Annotated in this window: 18 protein-coding genes; 11 read left to right on the forward strand and 7 right to left on the reverse strand. The window is 72.8% G+C overall.

Annotation, left to right across the window (positions count from 1 at the left end):
• The first annotated feature begins 2 nt into the window (after positions 1-2).
• From ACIQGV_RS19625 to ACIQGV_RS19655, 7 genes are read left to right on the forward strand one after another with little or no spacing between them, the layout of a single operon-like run.
• The gene (locus ACIQGV_RS19625) at positions 3-1,028 is read left to right on the forward strand and encodes an NAD-dependent epimerase/dehydratase family protein (RefSeq protein WP_402496296.1); all 1,026 of its coding nucleotides are present in this window, start codon (positions 3-5) and stop codon (positions 1,026-1,028) included.
• A complete protein-coding gene (locus ACIQGV_RS19630) occupies positions 1,016-2,299 on the forward strand; it encodes a DUF4910 domain-containing protein (RefSeq protein WP_402496297.1) in 1,284 nt (427 codons plus the stop codon). The genes ACIQGV_RS19625 and ACIQGV_RS19630 overlap by 13 nt, the downstream gene beginning before the upstream one ends.
• 5 nt (positions 2,300-2,304) lie before the next feature.
• Positions 2,305-3,594 carry a hypothetical protein gene (locus tag ACIQGV_RS19635; protein WP_402496298.1) on the forward strand — a complete coding sequence of 430 codons (1,290 nt, stop codon included), beginning with the start codon at positions 2,305-2,307 and terminating at the stop codon, positions 3,592-3,594.
• On the forward strand, positions 3,591-4,538 hold the full coding sequence (locus tag ACIQGV_RS19640) for a glycosyltransferase family 2 protein (protein ID WP_402496299.1): 948 nt from the start codon (positions 3,591-3,593) through the stop codon (positions 4,536-4,538). Before ACIQGV_RS19635 ends, ACIQGV_RS19640 begins: the two co-directional genes overlap by 4 nt.
• Positions 4,535-5,767, forward strand: a complete 1,233-nt coding sequence (locus ACIQGV_RS19645; RefSeq protein WP_402496300.1) for a polysaccharide pyruvyl transferase family protein — start codon at positions 4,535-4,537, stop codon at positions 5,765-5,767. Before ACIQGV_RS19640 ends, ACIQGV_RS19645 begins: the two co-directional genes overlap by 4 nt.
• A complete protein-coding gene (gene rfbC, locus ACIQGV_RS19650) occupies positions 5,764-6,315 on the forward strand; it encodes a dTDP-4-dehydrorhamnose 3,5-epimerase (protein ID WP_402496301.1) in 552 nt (183 codons plus the stop codon). Before ACIQGV_RS19645 ends, rfbC begins: the two co-directional genes overlap by 4 nt.
• A 7-nt stretch (positions 6,316-6,322) precedes the next feature.
• Positions 6,323-7,657, forward strand: coding sequence for a glutamate-1-semialdehyde 2,1-aminomutase (locus tag ACIQGV_RS19655; protein ID WP_402496302.1), 1,335 nt, complete (start codon positions 6,323-6,325; stop codon positions 7,655-7,657).
• A 28-nt stretch (positions 7,658-7,685) separates the two neighbouring features.
• Here ACIQGV_RS19655 and ACIQGV_RS19660 read toward each other — a convergent pair whose 3' ends face one another.
• Entirely contained in the window at positions 7,686-8,372 is a 687-nt protein-coding gene (locus ACIQGV_RS19660) for a phosphatase PAP2 family protein (protein ID WP_402496393.1), read from the reverse strand.
• A 239-nt stretch (positions 8,373-8,611) separates the two neighbouring features.
• Positions 8,612-8,968 carry a hypothetical protein gene (locus tag ACIQGV_RS19665; protein ID WP_402496303.1) on the reverse strand — a complete coding sequence of 119 codons (357 nt, stop codon included), beginning with the start codon at positions 8,966-8,968 and terminating at the stop codon, positions 8,612-8,614.
• A 174-nt stretch (positions 8,969-9,142) separates the two neighbouring features.
• Between ACIQGV_RS19665 and ACIQGV_RS19670 the strand changes: the two genes are divergently transcribed.
• From ACIQGV_RS19670 to ACIQGV_RS19680, 3 genes are all read left to right on the forward strand, one after another.
• Positions 9,143-9,556, forward strand: a complete 414-nt coding sequence (locus tag ACIQGV_RS19670; protein ID WP_402496304.1) for a hypothetical protein — start codon at positions 9,143-9,145, stop codon at positions 9,554-9,556.
• Positions 9,557-10,242: 686 nt separating this feature from the next.
• On the forward strand, positions 10,243-11,493 hold the full coding sequence (locus ACIQGV_RS19675; protein WP_402496305.1) for a hypothetical protein: 1,251 nt from the start codon (positions 10,243-10,245) through the stop codon (positions 11,491-11,493).
• Between the two features lie 151 nt (positions 11,494-11,644).
• Positions 11,645-12,151 carry a GNAT family N-acetyltransferase gene (locus ACIQGV_RS19680; RefSeq protein WP_402496306.1) on the forward strand — a complete coding sequence of 169 codons (507 nt, stop codon included), beginning with the start codon at positions 11,645-11,647 and terminating at the stop codon, positions 12,149-12,151.
• Between the two features lie 213 nt (positions 12,152-12,364).
• Here ACIQGV_RS19680 and ACIQGV_RS19685 read toward each other — a convergent pair whose 3' ends face one another.
• From ACIQGV_RS19685 to ACIQGV_RS19700, 4 genes are all read right to left on the reverse strand, one after another.
• Positions 12,365-12,679 (reverse strand): hypothetical protein, encoded by a 315-nt coding sequence (locus ACIQGV_RS19685; RefSeq protein ID WP_402496307.1) that lies wholly within the window; start codon positions 12,677-12,679, stop codon positions 12,365-12,367.
• A gap of 171 nt (positions 12,680-12,850) precedes the next feature.
• Positions 12,851-13,774, reverse strand: a complete 924-nt coding sequence (locus tag ACIQGV_RS19690; RefSeq protein WP_402496308.1) for a Gfo/Idh/MocA family protein — start codon at positions 13,772-13,774, stop codon at positions 12,851-12,853.
• Positions 13,775-14,136: 362 nt separating this feature from the next.
• The gene (locus ACIQGV_RS19695; protein WP_402496309.1) at positions 14,137-15,558 is read right to left on the reverse strand and encodes a DEAD/DEAH box helicase; all 1,422 of its coding nucleotides are present in this window, start codon (positions 15,556-15,558) and stop codon (positions 14,137-14,139) included.
• Between the two features lie 394 nt (positions 15,559-15,952).
• Complete coding sequence (locus ACIQGV_RS19700) at positions 15,953-16,915, reverse strand: DMT family transporter (RefSeq protein ID WP_402496310.1); 963 nt, start codon at positions 16,913-16,915, stop codon at positions 15,953-15,955.
• A gap of 211 nt (positions 16,916-17,126) precedes the next feature.
• On the opposite strand from ACIQGV_RS19700, the gene ACIQGV_RS19705 reads away from it, so the two are divergent.
• Complete coding sequence (locus tag ACIQGV_RS19705) at positions 17,127-18,038, forward strand: LysR family transcriptional regulator (protein ID WP_402496311.1); 912 nt, start codon at positions 17,127-17,129, stop codon at positions 18,036-18,038.
• 50 nt (positions 18,039-18,088) lie between these two features.
• Here the strand turns inward: ACIQGV_RS19705 and ACIQGV_RS19710 are convergent, their stop codons facing one another.
• Positions 18,089-19,513, reverse strand: coding sequence for a glycosyltransferase family 39 protein (locus tag ACIQGV_RS19710; protein ID WP_402496312.1), 1,425 nt, complete (start codon positions 19,511-19,513; stop codon positions 18,089-18,091).
• Between the last annotated feature and the right edge of the window lie 237 nt (positions 19,514-19,750).

A 19,750-nucleotide genomic window follows, 5' to 3' on the forward strand; every position in this document is an offset into this window, starting at 1 on the left:
CCTTGCGCGTACTGCTCACCGGACACCAGGGCTACCTGGGCACCGTGATGGCCCCCGTCCTCGCGGCCGCCGGGCACGAGGTCGTCGGCCTGGACTCCGGCCTGTTCGCCGACTGCGTGCTGGGCCCGGCGCCCGTGGACCCGCCGGGACACCGGGTGGACCTGCGTGACGTCACCGCCGACCACGTGGCCGGGTTCGACGCCGTGATCCACCTGGCCGCGCTGTCCAACGATCCGCTGGGATCGCTGGCGCCGGAGCTCACCTACGACATCAACCACCACGCGTCCGTGACGCTGGCCCGGCTCGCCCGCGACGCCGGGGTGCAGCGGTTCCTGTACGCGTCCACGTGCTCCGTCTACGGCGCCGCGGGCGGCGACGAGCTGGTCGCCGAGGACGCCCCGCTGCGGCCGGTGACGCCGTACGCGGAGTCCAAGGTGCGGGTGGAGGACGACCTGCACGCCCTGTCCGACGGCGACTTCAGCCCGGTGTACATGCGCAACGCCACCGCCTTCGGCTTCTCGCCCCGGCTGCGCGCCGACATCGTGCTGAACAACCTGGTGGGACATGCCCTTCTGTCCGGCGAGGTCCTCGTGCTCTCCGACGGCACCCCCTGGCGCCCGCTGGTGCACGCCGCCGACATCGCACGGGCCTTCACTGCCGCGCTGACCGCGCCGCGGGCCGCGGTGCACGACCGGGCGTTCAACATCGGCAGCGAGACCAACAACGTCACCGTCGCCGAGATCGCCGGACAGGTCGCCGAGGCGGTGTCCGGCTCCAAGGTGAGGATCACCGGGGAGAACGGCGCCGATCCGCGGTCCTACCGGGTGGACTTCTCCCGGTTCCGCGCGGCGGTGCCCGGCTTCGAGTGCGAGTGGACGGTGAAGCGGGGCGCGCTCGAACTCGCCGACGCCTACCGTGAGCACGGGCTGACCCGGGAGGACTTCGAGCAGCGCTTCACCCGGCTCGCCGTGCTGCGCGCGGCCTCCGACGCGGGCGCCGTCGACGGCACCCTGCGGTGGCGCCCGTGACCACGGCCGGCGAGGAGATGCACGCACTGGTGGAGCGGCTGTACCCGCTGTGCCGGAGCATCACCGGCGACGGGGTGCGCGCCACCCTGGACATCGTCGGCGAGTACATCCCGCTGACGGTGCACGAGGTGCCGACCGGGACCCGGGTGCTCGACTGGACGGTGCCGCAGGAGTGGAACATCCGGGACGCCTACATCGCCGACTCCTCCGGCAGACGGGTCGTCGACTTCGCCGCGTCCAGCCTGCATGTGCTCGGCTACAGCGTGCCGGTGTCGGCGACCATGCCGCTGGCCGAGCTGCGCGGGCATCTGCACACCCTGCCGGACCACCCGTCCTGGGTGCCGTACCGCACCAGCTACTACAAGCCGGAATGGGGGTTCTGCCTGGCCCAGGACACCCTGGACGCGATGCCGGACGGCGAGTACGAGGTGCGCATCGACTCCACCCTCGCCGACGGCCACCTCACCTACGCCGAGCACGTGGTGCCCGGTCAGGTCGCCGACGAGGTGATCGTCTCCTGCCACGTCTGCCACCCGTCGCTGGCCAACGACAACCTGGCCGGCATCGCGGTGGCCGCGTACCTGGCCCGGTCGCTGGCGGAACGGTCCCCGTACTACACCTACCGGTTCGTCTTCGCGCCCGGCACCATCGGGGCGATCACCTGGCTGGCCCGCAACGCCGAGCGGGTGGAACGGGTCAGGCACGGGCTGGTGCTGGCCTGCGCGGGCGACCCGGGCCGGCTGACGTACAAACGGAGCAGGCGCGGTGACGCGGAGATCGACCGGGTGATGCGGCATGTGCTGTCCGCCTCCGAACGCCCGCATCAGATCAACGAGTTCACGCCGTACGGCTACGACGAGCGGCAGTACTGCTCCCCCGGGTTCGACCTCGGTGTGGGCTCGCTCAGCCGGACCCCGTACGCCGGTTATCCCGAGTACCACACCTCGGCGGACGACCTGGACTTCGTCTCCCCGGAGGCGATGGAGGACACGCTCGCCGTGTGCCGCGAGGCGTTCGCGGTGCTGGACCGCAACCGGCGGTACGTCAACCTCAGCCCCTACGGCGAACCCCAGCTCGGACGGCGCGGGCTGTACGACTCGCTCGGCGGCCGCAGCGACGCCAAGGAGGCCCAGATGGCGATGCTCTGGGTGCTCAGCCTCTCCGACGGCGAGCACAGCCTGCTGGACGTCGCCGAGCGGTCCGGGCTGCCGTTCGACACCGTCGCCGACGCGGCCGACGCGCTGCACGGCGCCGAACTGATCAAGGTGTGACGCCGATGACCACCGAGAAGGAGACGACGACGGCGCCGGCCGGGTCCGCCCGGCGGGCCTTCGCCGCCCGGATGTCCTGGGGACTGGCCGACCAGGCGGCCTCCAGCATCAGCAACTTCGCGGTGGGCATCTACGTGGCGCGCTCGCTGGGGGTGACCGCGTTCGGCGTGTTCAGCCTCGCCTGGGTGACCTACGGCGTGGTGCTCAACGTCTCCCGCGGTCTGGCCACCGATCCGCTCGTGGTGCGCTTCAGCGGCGTGTCCGACGCGTCCTGGCGCAGGGCGGTGGCCCGGTCGTCGGGTACCGCGCTCGGCGTCGGCGCCGTCGTCGGAGCGGTGTGTCTGGTGGCCGGCCTCGCTCTCGGCGGCCGCGTCGGACCCGCGTTCGCCTGTCTCGGCGTGATGCTGCCGGGGCTGCTGCTGCAGGACGCCTGGCGGTACGCGTTCTTCGCCGCGGGCACCGGGCGGAAGGCGTTCGTCAACGACCTCGTGTGGGGCGTCGCGCTCGTCCCGGCCATGGTCGTGGCGGCCCGGTCGGGCGGCGTGGCCGCGTTCGTGCTCGCCTGGGGCGCGTCCGCCACGGTGGCCGCGGGCTACGGCTGCGTCCAGTCCGGGATCCGGCCCCGCGTGTCCCGGGCGCGCGCGTGGCTGCGCGAGCAGCGCGACCTCGGCCACCGGTACCTGGTCGAGAACGTCAGCCTCAGCGGCGCGAGCCAGCTGCGGGCGTACGGGCTCGGCGCGATCGCCGGGGTCGGCGCGGTGGGCGCGGTCCGGGGCGCGGAGCTGCTGCTCGGCCCGTTCCTCGCCGTGCTGATGGGGCTGTCGCTGGTCACCGTCGCGGAGGCGGCACGGGTGCTGCGGCGGGCCCCGCAGCGGCTGGGGAAGTTCTGTCTCCTCCTCGGCGGCGGACAGGCCGCCGCCGCGCTGTGCTGGGGCGGAACGCTGCTCCTGATGCCGGACCGGCTCGGCGAGCTGGTGCTCGGCGACGTCTGGACCTCCGCCTCACAGCTCATCGTGCCGGTCACCCTCGGCGTCGCGGGCGCCGGCCTCGGCACCGGCGCGGCGGCCGGGCTGCGCGCGCTCGCCGCGGCCCGGCGCAGCCTGCGCTGCCAGCTGTTCGCCTCCGCCTGCTACGTCGCCGGCGGGCTCGGCGGCGCGGCGTCGGCCGGCACGGTCGGCTCCGCCTGGGGCGTCGCCGCCGCGACCCTCGCCGGCTCGGCCGTGTGGTGGCTGCAGCTGCGCTCGGCCCTGCGCGAGCACCACCAGAACTCCATTCCCGAAGTGAGGACATCATGACCGCCCACCCCAGGCTGAGCATCGGCCTGCCCGTGTACAACGGCGAGGAGTACCTGGCCGAGTCGTTCGACGCCCTGCTCGGCCAGACCTACGAGGACTTCGAGCTGGTCGTCTCCGACAACGCCTCGACCGACGGGACCGAGGGCATCTGCCGCAAGTACGCCGCGCAGGACTCGCGTATCCGGTACATCCGGCTGCCCCGGAACATCGGTGCCGCGCCGAACCACAACCACGTGTTCGCCGAGTGCCGCGGCGAGCTGTTCAAGTGGGCCTCGCACGACGACCTGTACGCCCGGGACCTGCTGAGGCGCTGCGTCGAGGCGCTGGACGAGAGGCCGGAGGTGATCCTCGCGCACAGCGGCCAGGCGGTCATCGACGGCGAGGGCCGGGTGAAGGTCCCCTACGAGTACCGGCTCGCCACCGACTCGCCGCATGCGCCGGAGCGCTTCCGCAGCCTGCTGTTCGAGCCCGGGGGCGACGACTTCTACGGGGTGATGCGGGCGGACGTGCTGCGCCGGGTGAAACCGCACGACAGCTACCACCACGCGGACCGCACCTTCGTCGCCGAGATCACCCTGCACGGGCCCTTCCACCAGGTGCCGGAGCTGCTGTACTTCCGCCGCGACCACCCCACCCGCGCCGAACGGGCCAACCCCTCCAAGCGCTCCCGGTGCGTCAACCTGGACCCGCGCCGGGCCGGCCTGCTGCACCCGACGCCCCGGCTGCTCGCCGAGTACGTCTGGGGCTTCGTCTCGGCGATCCGGCGGGCGCCGTTGTCGCCGGCCGACCGGCGCGCGTGCTACCGCCACCTGGCCGCGTGGATGACCAGCCGGGTCCGGCCGGGCGCCGGCGAACGGGTCGAGGACCGCGCCCCGGTCGACCCGGCCCGCCTCACCGTCTCCGTCGACGCCCTCGTCGCCGGCCGCGAGGGGAGGCAGGCGTGACGCCTGCGCACAGGTCCCCGGTGCGCGTGGGGGTGTTCGGCCTGCTCGGCTCCGGCAACCTCGGCAACGACGGGTCGCTGGAGGCCGTGCTCGGGTACCTCCGCGCCGAGCACCCGCAGGCGGCCGTGGACGCGCTGTGCGGCGGACCCGAGGTCGTCACGGCCCGGTACGGGATCCCCGCGACACGGCTGCACTGGTACCGCGGGGAGTACCGGACCGCGTCACGCGCGGGCGCGATCGTGGCGAAGGGGCTGGGCAAACTCGTCGACGTCGTCCGCACCGCCGCCTGGGTGCGCCGGCACGACGTGGTGATCGTGCCGGGCATGGGTGTCCTGGAGGCCACGCTGCCGCTGCGGCCGTGGGGCTTTCCGTACTCGCTGTTCCTGCTCTGCGCGACCGGCCGGCTGTTCGGCACCCGGGTCGCCCTGGTCGGCGTCGGCGCCGACACGATCGCCGACCGCCCGACGCGGGCCCTGGTGCGCCGGGCCGCGCGGCTGGCCGCCTACCGGTCGTACCGCGACACCCTGTCCCGCGACGCGATGAGGGCGATGGGCGTGGACACCTCACGCGACGAGGTCTACCCGGACCTCGCGTTCGCCCTGCCGGCGCCGCCGGCGGGCACGCCCTCGGATGCACCGGGCCCGGTCTGCGTCGGTGTCATGGACTTCCACGGCGGCAACGACGACCGCGCCAGGGCCGAGGAGATCCACCGGCGCTACCTCGACGGGACGACCCGCTTCGTGCGCGCCCTGGCCGAGGACGGCAGGCCGGTCCGGCTGCTCACCGGCGACGAGTGCGACGCTCCGGTGGTCGCCGCGATCCTCGACGCGGTGGACTCTCCGCTGGTCACCGCGTCCGGGGCGGCCTCGCTGGCCGACCTGATGAAGGAGGCGGCGGCCGCCGACGCCGTGGTGGCGACCCGCTACCACAACCTGGTCTGTGCGCTGAAGGCCGGCACACCGACGCTCGCCCTCAGCTACGCGGCGAAGAGCGACGCGCTCATGGCCCGGATGGGGCTGGACGCGTACCGTCACCCGGCTCGCGAGGTCGACGCCGACCGGCTGCTCGAACAGTTCCGGGCACTGGAGAAGCGATCGGCGGAGCTGCGGCGGACCCTCGCCGAACGCAACCAGGCCGCCGCCCGGCGCCTCGACCAGCAGTTCACCGCCCTGACCACGGCCCTGTTCCCGGTGGCCGACCACACCCATGCCCCGCGGGAGGCCCCATGAGAACGACCCAGGTCCCGGCCGTCGCCGGCGCCTACCTGTTCGAGCCGACGCCGTACACCGACGAACGCGGTTTCTTCTGCCGCACCTTCGACGCCGATGTGGTCCGCTCGGCGGGCATCGACCCGGACGCCTTCATCCAGGACAGCGTGTCCCGCTCGGTCCAGGGCGTGCTGCGCGGCCTGCACCTGCGCTCCGGGGCCGGCGAGGCCAAGCTGGTGCGGTGCTCCTACGGGAGCATCTTCGACGTCGTCGTGGACCTGCGGCCGGACTCGCCGACCTACCGCAACGTGGCCCTCTTCGAGCTGTCCGGCGAGACACAGGCGACCCTGTACATCCCGGCGGGGTGCGCGCACGGCTTCCAGGCGCTGACCGAGACCGCCGACACCTCGTACCGGATCGACCGCCCGCACGACCCGGCCGAGGACGTGACGATCGCCTTCGACGACCCGGAGCTCGCCATTCCCTGGCCGCTGCCGGTCACATCGATGTCCCAGCGGGACCGGGAGGCGCCGAGCCTCGCCAAGGTCCTCCAGCAAAGAGAGAGTTGAGGTCGGCGTGGCCACCGAAGACACCGAAGAGCTCCTCCTCCCCCGCTCGCGGGCGGCGAACGAGCGGCTGCACGCCATGATCCCCGGCGGCGCGCACACCTACGCCAAGGGCGACGACCAGTACCCCGAGGACCTGGCCCCGGTCATCAGCCACGGCCACGGCGCCCACGTGTGGGACGTCGACGGCAACCGTTACGTCGAGTACGGCTCCGGCCTGCGGTCGGTCAGCCTGGGGCATGCCCACCCGCGCGTGGTCGAGGCGGTGCGACGGCAGCTGGACCGCGGCAGCAACTTCGTCCGGCCGTCCGTCGTGGAGGTCGAGGCCGCGGAACGTTTCCTGGCCACGGTGCCGACCGCCGAGATGGTGAAGTTCGCCAAGAACGGCTCCGACGCCACCACCGCCGCGGTGCGCCTCGCCCGCGCCGCCACGGGGCGCCGGCGGGTGGCCCTCTGCGCCGACCATCCGTTCTTCTCGGTCGACGACTGGTTCATCGGCACCACACCGATGTCCGCCGGCATTCCGGCGGAGACCGGCGAGCTGACCGTGACGTTCCCGTACGGGGACCTGGCCGCCACGGAGGAGCTGCTCACCCGGTACGAGAACGAGATCGCCTGTCTGATCCTCGAACCCGCCACCCACACCGAGCCGCCGCCCGGATATCTCGCCGGCCTGCGCGCGCTGGCCGACCGGCACGGCTGCGTCCTGGTCTTCGACGAGATGATCACCGGCTTCCGCTGGTCCGAGGCGGGCGCCCAGGGCCTGTACGGCGTCGTCCCCGACCTCTCCACGTTCGGCAAGGCGCTGGGCAACGGATTCGCCGTCTCCGCGCTGGCCGGGCGCCGTGACCTGATGGAACGGGGCGGGCTGCGTCACTCCGGCGACCGGGTGTTCCTGCTGTCCACCACGCACGGCGCGGAAACGCACTCCCTGGCGGCCGCGACGGCCGTACAGACCACCTACACCGAGGAGGGCGTCACGGCGCGGCTGCACGCCCTGGGCGAGCGGCTGGCCGCCGGTGTCCGCGAGGCCGCGGCCGGGATGGGCGTCGCGGACCATCTCGTCGTCCGGGGCCGGGCCAGCAACCTGGTCTTCGCCACCCTCGACGAGAACCTGCGGCCGTCGCAGGAGTACCGCACCCTGTTCCTGCGCCGGCTCCTCATGGGCGGAGTGCTGGCTCCGTCGTTCGTGGTGAGCAGCGCGCTCGACGACGCCGACATCGATCACACCGTCGACGTGGTGGCCCAGGCGTGTGCGGTGTACCGCAAGGCGCTGGACGCCGGCGACCCCACGCCCTGGCTTTCCGGACGGCCGGTGAAGCCCGTGTTCCGCCGCCTGGCGTGAGGGGAACCCGGCGTGGCCCGGCCCGGTGTCAGCGACGCTCCGGCCGGCCGGCGCGGGCCGTCCGGTCGGCCCGTCGGCCGGCCGTCCGGTCGACCAGCCACGCGGTCGCCGGTGTCACCGCCAGCGCGGTGCACCAACCGCCGAGGACGTCGGTCGGGTAGTGCGCGCCCAGAGCGACCTGCGCCCAGCCCATGGCGCCGCCGGCCGTCAGTGCCGCGGCGAGCACGAGTGACGTGCCGGCCGTCCTGCCGAGGCCGGGCCGGCCGCTCACGAGCAGCGCCACCACCAGGGCGAGCGCGGTGAGGAAGGCGGTGTGCCCGCTCGGGTAGGACAGATTGCCGGCACCGTGGATCGTGCGCCCCACCAGGGACTTGAGCAGCGTCGCCGTCACCACCGCGATGCCGGTGCCGGCGACGACGAGCACCGCCCCGCGAGGACGCCGGAACAGCAGGCAGCCCGTCACGGCGACCGCGACCAGCATCGCCGCCCCCAGGGGCTCCCCCAGGAAGTCCGTGGCCAGAGCGAGGTGCCGCCACGGCGGCCGCACGCTGTCCGCCGTCGGCTCGACGATCCATCTGTCCACCCTGCCGGGCCGGCTGTGACCGGCGTACAGGACCCCGATCACGACGACCACCAGCGCGGCCAGGGCCGCGACCGGCCCGAGGAACCCGCGCAGCGACAAAGGCAGCACCGCGGACGCCGACCGGCCGGTCACCCGCTCGTCGTGTCCGGCCGGCCCGCTCTGCAAGGCCGTGACCGGCAGGCGGCGTTCCGGTTCTTGTTCCTCCGGGGCAGGGCGCGGACCTTCGTCCGACCGATGGACAACCATGACTCAGCGGCCTCCTGTCTCCCCTGCTCCAGGCCCTCTTGAGGACTGCCCGGCCTGCTTCCGGCACCGACGGTACGGCTTCGAGGACCGGCCCCGACGACATCCTGGAGGACCGGGGCGGTGCGCTACCCCGTCGCGGTGAGCAGGTACCGCCAGCGGGGTTGCTCGGCGATCAGGCTGGCTGCGACCAGGACCGTCACGGCGACGGCGGCCCACGCCGGCCAGGCCACCCAGGAGGAGACGACGGCCACGACCAGTTGAAGCAGTGCCAGGGCGATGGTCACCACGCCCGGGACCGGAACGATGATCTTCTCCCGGACCAGCCCGTTGTCGCCCGGGGTGGCGAAGACGGTCAGCACGGCGAGCAACAGGACCACCGACACCACGGCGAGCAGCACGGAGTGCGGGGCGAGCGCCCAGGGCGTGGCCACCCAGGCGACCAGCATGCTGAGGAAACGAAGCGGGTCCGCCAGATGTGTCACACACCGACTCTCCCACAGCGAACGGCAGTTCGGGCCGCTTCGGCCCAGAAGGCCCGGCGACACCGGACTCACCCGGCGGACGGAGTCAGTGGTGCACCTCGCGCGCCTCGTACTTCCTGAGCCCCGGAGTCAGATCTCCCGGCCGTCGGGCGCGGGCCGTGAGATCGTCCGCGGATGACCGACACTGCCGGGGAATCGACATCGGCGCGACCCGACGACCGTGTCGCGTCCGTTCTGCGCTTCGCGGTGGAACTCGTGGCCTGGGTGGCGACCCCCTGGGCACTGTCCGGGCACTCCTGGCTGCTTGCCGCCCTGTCCGTGGCGCTCCTGATCGGCCTTCCCACGTGTTTCTCCACCCCGGGCGACAAGGCGAACGTGATCATCGCGGTACCGGGCTGGGTCACGATCCTTCTGGTGCTCCTCCAGCTCGGCGCGGCCGTGGCCTCGTCGTGGCCGGCCCGGCCGGGGTGGGCTGCGGGTCTCGTGACCCTCATGGCCGTCACGGCCCTCGTCACGGAACGCCGCCGCCGGCAACGGCTCGTCTCCGGCGGGCCGACCCGCCGGCCGAGGCGTCCGTCCGCCGCCTGAAGCACTCCGTCGCCACCGCTGCGGTCGCGTCGTCCAGGCGCTCGCACGCCACGTCGGCGTCCAGGTCCCTCCGCGCCGTCGGCCCCGGTGCCGCGCTCCCTGCGGCAACCGGCACGTCGGCGTCGGCCGGCGTCGGCTCGGCCGCCGCATGGTGACGGTACGGGACCGGCGTCAGCGCGGCGTCATCCCGTCGTCATCGGCGCGGGTCCGGGATCCGGATCCGCCGGCCGTGTTCTTCGGCAGCGGCCCTGAACGCCTCCGACCGTGGCGAGACGGTGATGAGCTGCGTCTTGCCGGCAGCGCGCCGGGATCGCAGGGCAGCGACGGGACCGGCAACGACCGGCAGCCGGCCGATGAATCGCCGACGGGCCGGGCTTCGGGTTGCAGGTCGGACGTCGACGCAAGAGGGTTGCCTTACAAGGCTCATGTGCCCCCTCTGCCTCGCCGGGTCACCTCCGAGATGCCCGGTTCCCGATCGCCCTCCGCTCGCGAGTGCCGCCGGAGAGGGCGGGCGGAGAAGGCGGGCACCCTCGCTCCCGGTGCGGCGGGGCATCGTGCCGGGACGTATGAACTCGTAGGGTCACCGGGCGGACCCCAGGAGCGGGAGAGGGTCCCCGGCCGACGCGAAGCCTTCATCGGCAGTGGCCTGCCGGCGATCTCCTCAGTCCAGTCAGAGAAGGTCTCCGATGTCCGAAAACACACAACCCGATCCTCGGAATCTGAGCTCGCTCGGCGGACCCGCGGACGACGGTTCTCCCGCCGCCGAACCCGACGTGGAGCAGGCACCGGGAAGCGCTTTGGAAGACACACTGGAACACCTTGCTTCAGGTGCGACGGAACAGAGGTCCGCCAAAGCAGCCTGGCTCGAACTGCCGCTCGCCTGGATCTCCTATCTGCGGACGGAGATCAACCTGCAGGAGTGCGTGAAGAAAGAAGAAGAGCAGCACCGGCGAGAAGTACTCCTCGCCGGGGCCAGGAAGCATCTGGACATCGCCGAGTCCGCCTGCAGGGAGAAGCGCATCTGGTTCAACCGGTTCAAGAAGTCCAACAGGCTCGAACGGATCTGGGCGAACGTGCGGGTCGCCGACGTGAACCTGCTCGCCCTGAGCTCGGACGACGAACTCAGGGCGCGGTGCAGCTTCGTGAAGGTGATGGTGCAGCAGTACATCAGCACATCGAGCCCTCAGCGCATCGAAGCGGAAAGAGTCCTCGCCTCCCTGACGAAGGATCCCTCTTCGTCAGGGACGAAGGACCCGGTGTCGGCCCAGGACCGCGTCACCGTGGTACAGGCGCTGGGCATCTCGTACGCCGCGCTCGACGGCAGGACACGAAGGGTGCGCATCCTCGCGAACATGCTCTGGCTGGTGACGGGACTCACCATGCTGGGCGCCGCCGGACTTGCCCTGTGGGGCTTCTTCGATCCACAGACCTTGAGCCTCTGCTTCGAAGTCCCGCAGAAGGGCGACCTGACCACGAACACACAGCAGCCGACGCCGGAGGACGTGATCGTCTGCCCCACAGGAGAGGAGGCGGTCGACACGGAAAGACGCTTTGTCGACGACTACGCCGATCCGCTGGACGTTCTCTCCGTGGAGCTCGCCGGCCTTGTCGGGGCAGCACTGACGACGGTCGCGGCGCTGCGGAAGATCAGCGACAATCACACCTCTCCCTACGCCCTCCCGCTGGCGGCGGCCACCCTCAAGTTCCCCATGGGCGCGATAGCCGCTTTCGTCGGGGTCCTGTTCATCCGAGGAGCATTCCTCCCGGGGCTCAGCGCTCTCGACACGCCGGTGCAGATCCTCGCCTGGGCGGTGCTCTTCGGGGCCGCACAGCAACTCATCACCCACTTCATCGACCGAAAGGCGCAAACAGCGCTTTCCGGCGTCGGGAAGCCGATCGACCCTCCGGTGAAGAACCGGGCCGAAAAGCACCACTGAAATCGACCGGGTGATACCGGAGCCGCTCCCCGTCGGCCGGCGTCCGCTCCGGGGCGACGCGGACGCCGCGCCACGCGGCCGGCATCGACGGGCCGCCGCCACAGGGCGCTTGATCGATGGCGCCGTCCGAGGCGCCGTGGAGAATGCTTCCATGCACATCCGAGCCGTGCGCCTGGACGAACTGCCCCTTCTCCAGGACATCGAGAGGGCCGCCGGGCAGTGTTTCCGGGACATCGGCATGCCGGAGATCGCCGACGACGAGCCGCTCCCCCTCGGTGAGCTCGCCCGGTACCACCGCACGGGGCTGGCCTGGGTCGTGGCCGACGGCGCCGACGCCCCGGTCGCCTACCTGATCGCCGACCGTGTCGACGGCAGCCTCCACGTCGAGCAGGTCTCGGTGCACCCGGACAGCGCGCGGCGCGGCGTCGGCCGGTCGCTGCTGGACCGTGCGGCGGCCCACGCCGTGAGCGAGGGGGCACCCGCCCTGACCCTCACCACGTTCACCGGGGTTCCCTGGAACGCCCCTTACTACGCCCGCTGCGGATTCGAGCTCATGGACGACAGCGCGCTCACTCCCGGTCTGCGCAAGATCCGCGAGCACGAGGCGGCGCACGGCCTGGACCGATGGCCCCGGGCCTGCATGCGCCGGGCGTTGTGACCCCACGGTGCCGCAGGCGCGGACACACCCCCGGCCGGAACGCCGTCCCCTGACGTGAGCGGAGCCGGTTCCTGTTTCCGGGCGGCGCAGTCGTCGGGCGACACGGCTGTCGGGCGGAACGGGTACGCGTCCGCGGGACCGACGGCGACCGGAGGGGGCTCCGGCGTCCCGCGGAGTGCGCGGGCCTCACCGAGGGCGTCACGTTCCGCCTGCTCACTCCGGGTGGGCCACAGCGTCCCTCTGCAGTTCCACGGCCGCCGGCAGGCTCAGTCCGCGTTCCGCCTGGCGCAGGGCTTTCACCGCAGCGACCGAGGCGATGTCCCCGGTGAAGCCGACGGCGGCCAGCCGGGAGCGGACCCAGCGAGCGCGCAGTTCGGTCTCCGTGGCGGCAGCGGTGGCCCCGACGAGGCCGGCAGCGCGTTCCAGGCCCGGGCGTTCCTCCGGCGAGGCGGTGGCGAGCGCCTGACGCAGAGCGGCGGCGACCACGTCCGCGTCACGGACGAGGAGCACATGGCTTTGTTTCGTCATGAGATCCACCGTGACGGCCAAGGCCGCACCGGATCAAGCGACTTGAGGAGCCTCAGAGGATCTGCCCGGGCCGGGTCCGCAGGCACCCCTCGGAACACGTGTCCCGAGGGGTGACGCCCGGTGCGCCGATCCGCGGGCGGTCTCGCGGCAGGTCCCGGTCCCCCGCCTGTCTCACGCGGCCAGGCCGGTGATGACCTGCTCGCACAGTTCATGGGTCACAAGGGCGTCGCCGGCGTCGATCCGTACTCCCGCGCGCAGGGCGTCCAGGAAGTGCCGGCACGCCCCTTCGATGCCGCGGCGGCGGCCGACCGGCTCCCAGTCGGAGCCGCGTGTCAGCGCGACCGGCCCGTCGTGGTCCGTCACGTCGGTCATGTTGACGACATCGCGCCGCATGCCGTGTCCGGCGGTCTGCAGGACCTCCGAGGCGCTGCCGCTGTCACGGTTCATCACGGCCAGCCCCGTGAACGACCCGCCGGACAGCTGGAGCACCACATGGAGCAGGTTCCCGGCCTCGTCGACGGTGCCGCGCACGTCGATGCGGGTCGCCTCGGCGGGTGCGAGCATCCGCAGGGTGTCGACGAGGTGGATGAAGTCGTCCAGCACGACGGTGCGGACGTCCCCCGTGCGGCCGCGCCGGTCCTTCTGGAGGACGACCAGGTCCCGCGGCCGGTCCAGCGCCGCGCTGTAGGCGGGGGCGAAGCGCCGGTTGAAGCCGACCATGAGGGACAGGTTCCGGTCCCGGGCCAGACCGACGAGGCGGCGGCTCTCGGCGAGGGAGTAGGACAGCGGCTTGTCGACGAACACGTCGACGCCGGCCTCCAGGAGCCGGGTGACGATCGCGGCGTGCTGCTCCGTGGGCGCGTGGACGAACGCGGCCCGGATCCCGGAGGCGACGAGCGCGTCGAGGTCGGTGAAGCGGTCCTTCACGCGGTAGGCGTCACCGATACGGTCCAGCTTCTGCCGGTCGCGTGTCATCAGGACGGGTTCCAGATCGGCCATCGCCCCCAGAACCGGCAGGTACGCCTTCTGCGCGATGTTGCCGAGCCCGATCACTCCCACGCGCAGCGCGTCCGCCCCGGCAGCCACGTCACTCACACCGGCCTCCCACATGTCTAGACCACAAGGGAGGGAGACTACCCGATCACCCGACAGCCCCGACCGGGGCAGGGCGGGCTCGACACGCACGGACGCCGCACCGACCGCCCCGCCGACGCCGTCCGGGCCGGACTCCCGCCCCTTCCTCACCGGCCGCCGGAGCGCGTCCGAGCGCTGCTGCCTCGGCCGCACCGGGGTCGGCGAGGGGTTCGGCCGGGACACGGCGTACCACGGTGCCGCGGGTACCGGTCGTCGGCCCGCTTCCCGTGCCGTCGAGAGCGAGCCCCGCCGACGCCGTGCCGGGATCCCGCCCGCCCGGCGGCGTCACCGAAGGCACCGCCCGGCGGTCCGGGAAGCCGGGATCAGCCGCCGCGCCGCACCCGGGCCGCCTTGCGGGCCTCCGCGAGCAGACGGGCCTCGCTGCTCTTGCGGGACGGCCTGCCGCCGGAGGCGCTCTTCGCGTCCTTGGTGCTGCCCAGGCCGCGGAACGGGGCGTTGTGGTTCTTGGGGCGCGGTACGGCCGGACCGCCGTCGAGAGGGGTTCCGGAAGGGGCCCTGGCGCCGGTGATCCGGCTCAGCTCCGCCTCGCCCGACCGCACTTTGGTGACCTTGGGGACGACGTCCGCGTCCGCCATGACCTGGCTCGTCTCACGGCGCTGTCCCGGCAGGACGAGCGTGACGACGGTGCCGGAACGGCCGGCCCGCGCCGTGCGGCCCGCGCGGTGCAGATAGTCCTTCGGGTCGGTGGCCGGGTCGACGTTGACCACGAGGTCGAGGTCGTCGACGTGCAGGCCGCGTGCGGCGACGTTCGTCGCCACCAGCGAGGTGACCTGCCCGTTCTTGAACTGGGCCAGGGTCCGGGTGCGCTGCGGCTGGGACTTCCCGCTGTGCAGGGCGGCGGCGGCCACGCCGCTGGCCCGCAGATGCCGGGTGAGCTGGTCGACGCCGTGCCTGGTGTCCAGGAACAGCAGGACGCGCCCGTCCCGGGCGGCGATCTCCGTGGTCACGGCGTACCGGTCGGGACCGTGCACGACGAAGACGTGGTGCTCGATCGCGGAGACCGCGCCGGACGAGGGGTCCACCGAGTGGACGGCGGGGTCGCGCAGATAGCGCTGCACCAGCTGGTCGACGTCGCGGTCGAGGGTGGCGGAGAACAGCATCCGCTGCCCGTCGGGACGCACCTGGTCCAGGATCTCGGTGACCTGCGGCAGGAATCCCATGTCGCACATCTGGTCGGCCTCGTCCAGCACCGCGATGCGCACCCGTCCCAGCCGGCAGCCCTTGCGCCCGACGAGGTCGTGCAGCCGGCCGGGGGTGGCGACGACGATCTCGGCGCCGTCCCGCAGCGCGGCGGCCTGCCGCCCGAGGGACACTCCGCCCACCACGGTCGCGACCCGCAGCCGCAGCGCCTCGGCGTACGGGGTGAGCGCCTCGCCGACCTGCTGCGCCAGCTCCCTGGTGGGTACCAGCACGAGCGCCAGCGGCTCCTTGGGCTGTGCCCGCCGCCCGGCCGTCCGGGCGAGCATCCCGAGGCCGAAGGCGAGCGTCTTGCCGGATCCCGTGCGGCCCCGGCCCAGGACGTCCCGTCCCGCGAGCGCGTCCGGCAGTGCCGCCGCCTGGATGGGGAAGGGCACGGTCACACCGCGCTCGTCGAGCACCCGCAGAACCTCGGCCGGCAGCCCCAGCTGCGCGAAGGACGCCACCGCGGGCGGCGTCGAGACGGAGGCCGGCGCCTCGGGCGCATGGTCCTGCTGCCGGGCGTCGGCACGTGCTGATTCGCTCACAGAAAGCCTTCTCCGAAGGGACCGTACCGGGGAAGGCGCGGCGGGGACGCGGCCGTCGGCCGGGGACGCCCGACCGGGCACCGGCACAGCGACGCTGCAAATGTCGCATGCTAGCACGGTTTGACCGCCCGGCCTCCGGGCGGTCGCCCGTTCCGGAGGCGGGCCGGTTCGGCAGGTCTCGTCGACCGGCTTCGGCGTGGCACGGTCCCGGCCGGGGGCAGCGGTGGCGGACCGTGCCGTGGCGGGGCCGAAAGCCCCGGACGCCGGACGCATGCCCGAGGAGAACGGCCGGGCAGGGCCGGCCCTTCGCGCCGTGAACGCGACCGGACGCGGGGAGGGGCCTGCCGCCGCTCGGCCGGCTCGTGCGGGGCCTTCTTCCGGCTCGTCCTCCCGGTCAGCCCGCGGCAGGGCCGCCGCAGCCGGAGGGTACCGACGGCGACCGCGAGCCGTGCGGAACCGCGGGGCGGACGACCGGCGTTCCGTTCGCCCGGGTCATCGCGACACCCACGAGGACCACGGCCATGCCCAGCACCACCCGGCCGCCGAAGTCCTCGCCCAGGACGACCACGCCGAGCAGGACGGAGACCACCGGCAGCAGGTAGCCGACCACGGCCGCGCTGGTGGCGCCCTCGTCGTTGATGATCCGGTAGGTGAGGTGGAACGTGATCGCGGTGCAGAGGACACCGAGGACGACAGCCGCGGCCAGGACGCCCGGACCGGGGTCGATCGGCTCCAGGCCGCCGGCCGGCATCGCGAGGGCGGTCAGTCCGCTCGCGGCGACGAGCTGGGCCGCGGAGAGGGAGACCGTGGGGGTGCCCTTGCGGACCAGGGTGCGGCCCATGTACGTGAACGCCACGGCGTAGCTGGCGGCCGCGCCGAGAATGGCGAGGGCGCCCCAGCCGACGGCCCCGGCCGTCCGCCAGGGGGCGAAGATGACGATCGTGCCGGCGAACCCGAGCAGAAGGCCCGTCAGGCGGACGGGGTGAAGGCCGCGTTCCGAGCCCAGGACGAGACCGAGGGCGACGGACCACAGGGGCGTCGTGGAGTTGAGGACTCCGGCGAGGCCCGAGTCGACGGTCTGCTGGCCCAGGCTGAACAGCGCGAACGGAAGCGCGTTGCAGAAGAAGGCCGCGACGGCGATGTGACGCCAGATCCTCGCCCCGCGGGGCAGGCTCCGGCCCGTCGCACAGCAGGCGACGGTGAGAACCAGTGCGCCGAGGGTGCAGCGGACGAACGTGACCTGGAGCGGGGAGAGCCCGCGCAGCGCCAGTTCGGTCCACAGGAAGGTCGAACCCCACAGCAGAGCGAGCACGGCCACCCGTACGCCGCCCCACAGGCGCCAAGTACTGCTGCTCACGACGGCGTTCCTCCATTCGGCCGACGGCCCGTTCCGGCGGGCCCCATCGGTCCAGCGGTCCTCTTCCGGCCAGGTCCCGGGCCGGCACCGATTCCGATCCCGGTGCCGGTCCCGGAGCCGGTGCCGGTCTTGGTCCCGGCCCTTCGAAGGTGCCCCAGTCGAGCTTTGAGGACAAGCAAATGGTTCTACCCATACTGTTAAGCTCTGCTACATGCTTGATGTGAGGCGCCTGCAGGTCCTGCGCGCGGTGGTCACCAGCGGCACGGTCACCGCCGCCGCGGCCCACCTCGGCTACACACCGTCCGCCGTCAGCCAGCAGGTGGCGGCACTGGAGAAGCAGGCCGGTACGGCGCTGCTGGAGCGGGTCGGCCGAGGGGTGCGGCCCACTGCCGCCGGTCTGCTGCTCACCGAGCACGCGGCCCTGATCAGCTCGGCGGTCGCCCGGGCGGAGACGGCCCTCGCCGATCTCCGGGCCGGCCGCACCGGACATGTGGCGGTCCGCTACTTCGCCACGGCCGGGTCCACGTTGGTGGCCCCCGCCCTGGCCCGGCTGCGCGCCGAGCACCCGGGTGTCCGCGTCGACCTCCGGCTCGCCGACCCCGAGGACCCGTTCCGGGAAGTGGCCCGGGGCGAGGCCGACCTGTCCGTGGTCGTCCAGGCGCCCGGCCGCGCCGGCGACGGCTTCCGGCTGGTCCGCCTCCTCGACGACCCCTACGCCGCCGTACTGCCCCTCGGTCACCCCCTCGCCGGTGAAGAGGTCATCGACCTGAGCGCGCTGTCCGGTGAGCAGTGGGTCGGCAGTGAGCCCCCCGGCCCCTGTCTGGAACCGGTGCTCGACTCCTGTGCGGCGGCCGGCTTCAGTCCCGACTTCGTCATCCAGAGCGAGGACTACGCCACCGCCCAGGGCTTCGTCGCGGCCGGCCTCGGTGTCGGCCTGATGCCGCGGCTGGGGCTCCGTCACCGGCACCCCGGCGTCGTCGTACGCCCGGTCCGCAACCCCGAGCCGGTGCGGGTGATCTCGGCAGCCGCACGGGAGATCGCCTTCGAGCAGCCGGCCCTGCGGGGTCTGCTGGCCGCGCTGCGGGACGCGGCCGGAGCCGCCGGCCCGCCCGACGGCTCCTGAAGGTCCGCAGGGCCGGGTGCGGGCTCCTCGCCCTCAGGGGGCTCGGGCGCTCAGGGGCGGCGCCGGTACACCGTGACTCTGCGGCCGTGGCCGCTCGATTCGGAGCAGCGGACGAAGTGGTCGGCGAGGATCCGCTGCTTGGCCTTCTCCCGGACGTTCGCAGGCGGCGAGGCATGGTCGTCGGTGACGACGATGACGCGGTCCACGGTCCGCATGGCCTCCGCTATCTGCCGGGGAGAACCCTCCCTGCCGTACAAGGTGCCCGACGCGTTCGGCCCCTGGACCAGCGCGACGTCCCTGACCCCGGTGAACGCGGCGGGTGAGACGAGTGCGGTGTCACGACGCGCTGCGGGGATGTAGAGCACCGCGTCTCCCGGCTCACGGACGGCGGCGACGTCGCGGGCCGTGAACAGGACGTCGTCGACGCGGCTGCCGGCGCCGCGCAACGAGATCTGCACGGGAAGCAGGCCGACGAAGGCGAGGGTCAGGACCGCGGCGACGACGCGCCGGGGTGCTGTCCTCGTGCGCTCCGCCAGTCCCCGGCAGGCCGCGCCGACGAGCAGGGCGAGTCCCAGACAGCTGAAGAGGACGTAGCGGGTCTGGTAGACGGGGTGCCGCATGGACACCACGACGAGCAGGAGCGGCGGAAGGACGAGCAACGGCAGGGCGAGGGCGGTCAGCGTGATCCCGGCGTCGTGGGCGGCGCGGCGTGCCGGCCGTGGTCGCGCGATCCATGCGAGCAGTACCCCTGCGAGCAGGGTCAGAAAAAGGCTGAGCAGTGCGCTCGTCCTGACCGGAGGTATCCAGGCGATCTGCCCGGCCTGTGCCTGGCTCGCGACGATGAGGGGCGAGGCGCACAGTACGGCGGCGCACGCCGTGAGCGCCCAGCGCCGGACCGTGGAGCGCGGCGGTCCGGCCAGGGCGAGGGTGACGGCATGCGCGGACAGCACCAGGAGCGAGAACCAGTTGAGCAGGGCCGCTGTCAGTACGGCGGCACCGTACGCCGCCCAGCGGCCCGCGGTGGGGCTGCCCACCGCCGCGACGAGCAGCCGGGAGGCCAGCGCCGCGCAGAGCAGGACCAGGGCGTAAGGGCGCCCCTCCTGTGCGTACTGCTGGACCACGGGGAGGAGGGCGAACGCCAGACCCGCCGCCACTCCCGCGCACCGGCCGGCCAGCCGGGAGCCCAGCGGGACGATCACCGCAGCGGTGCACGCCGTGGCCAGGACGGAAGGCAGCCGCAGGGTGAGAAGACTGTCGCCGAAGACCTGGAAGAGACCGTGCAGGAAGAGGTAATAGAGACCATGGACGATGTCGATGTGCCCCAGCAGGCGCACGAGTTGGGGGACGGTCTTGTGGACGGCCTCCCACGTCGCCGCCTCGTCGCGCCACATGCTGTCCTCACGGGTGATCCCCCACAGACCGAGGCCCAGCGTGAGGGCTGACACGCACAGCGTGTCGAGACGTGTTCCTGGCATGGCGGATCTCCGGGAAGGGCGGGGAAGGGTTCAGCGCCGGGGCGCCGACCAACCGCTCCGATCACGTGTTCCTGCCACGCTAGAACCGGAAATGATGTTGCTCGTCCGCTGCCGGGACGAGCGCCGGGACCCGTCGCGGGTACCGGGTGCCCGCCGCGTCCGCACCGGGTCGTACGTCCGAAGTACCGCAGACGGCACGGAGATCGAAGAGAGCGGAGCCCGGACGGCACTGCTGAA

The sequence above is a fragment of the Streptomyces sp. NPDC093094 genome (assembly GCF_044754345.1).
In the GTDB taxonomy this organism is placed as follows: Bacteria; Actinomycetota; Actinomycetes; order Streptomycetales; family Streptomycetaceae; genus Streptomyces.

Bases quoted from the DNA above. Each gene is read 5' to 3' on its own strand.
- rfbC (WP_402496301.1), top strand. From the start codon at position 5,764: ATGAGAACGACCCAGGTCCCGGCCGTCGCCGGCGCCTACCTGTTCGAG.
- ACIQGV_RS19640 (WP_402496299.1), top strand. From the start codon at position 3,591: ATGACCGCCCACCCCAGGCTGAGCATCGGCCTGCCCGTGTACAACGGC.
- ACIQGV_RS19705 (WP_402496311.1), top strand. From the start codon at position 17,127: ATGCTTGATGTGAGGCGCCTGCAGGTCCTGCGCGCGGTGGTCACCAGC.
- ACIQGV_RS19635 (WP_402496298.1), top strand. From the start codon at position 2,305: ATGACCACCGAGAAGGAGACGACGACGGCGCCGGCCGGGTCCGCCCGG.
- ACIQGV_RS19675 (WP_402496305.1), top strand. From the start codon at position 10,243: ATGTCCGAAAACACACAACCCGATCCTCGGAATCTGAGCTCGCTCGGC.
- ACIQGV_RS19710 (WP_402496312.1), bottom strand. From the start codon at position 19,513: ATGCCAGGAACACGTCTCGACACGCTGTGCGTGTCAGCCCTCACGCTG.
- ACIQGV_RS19685 (WP_402496307.1), bottom strand. From the start codon at position 12,679: ATGACGAAACAAAGCCATGTGCTCCTCGTCCGTGACGCGGACGTGGTC.
- ACIQGV_RS19680 (WP_402496306.1), top strand. From the start codon at position 11,645: ATGCACATCCGAGCCGTGCGCCTGGACGAACTGCCCCTTCTCCAGGAC.
- ACIQGV_RS19670 (WP_402496304.1), top strand. From the start codon at position 9,143: ATGACCGACACTGCCGGGGAATCGACATCGGCGCGACCCGACGACCGT.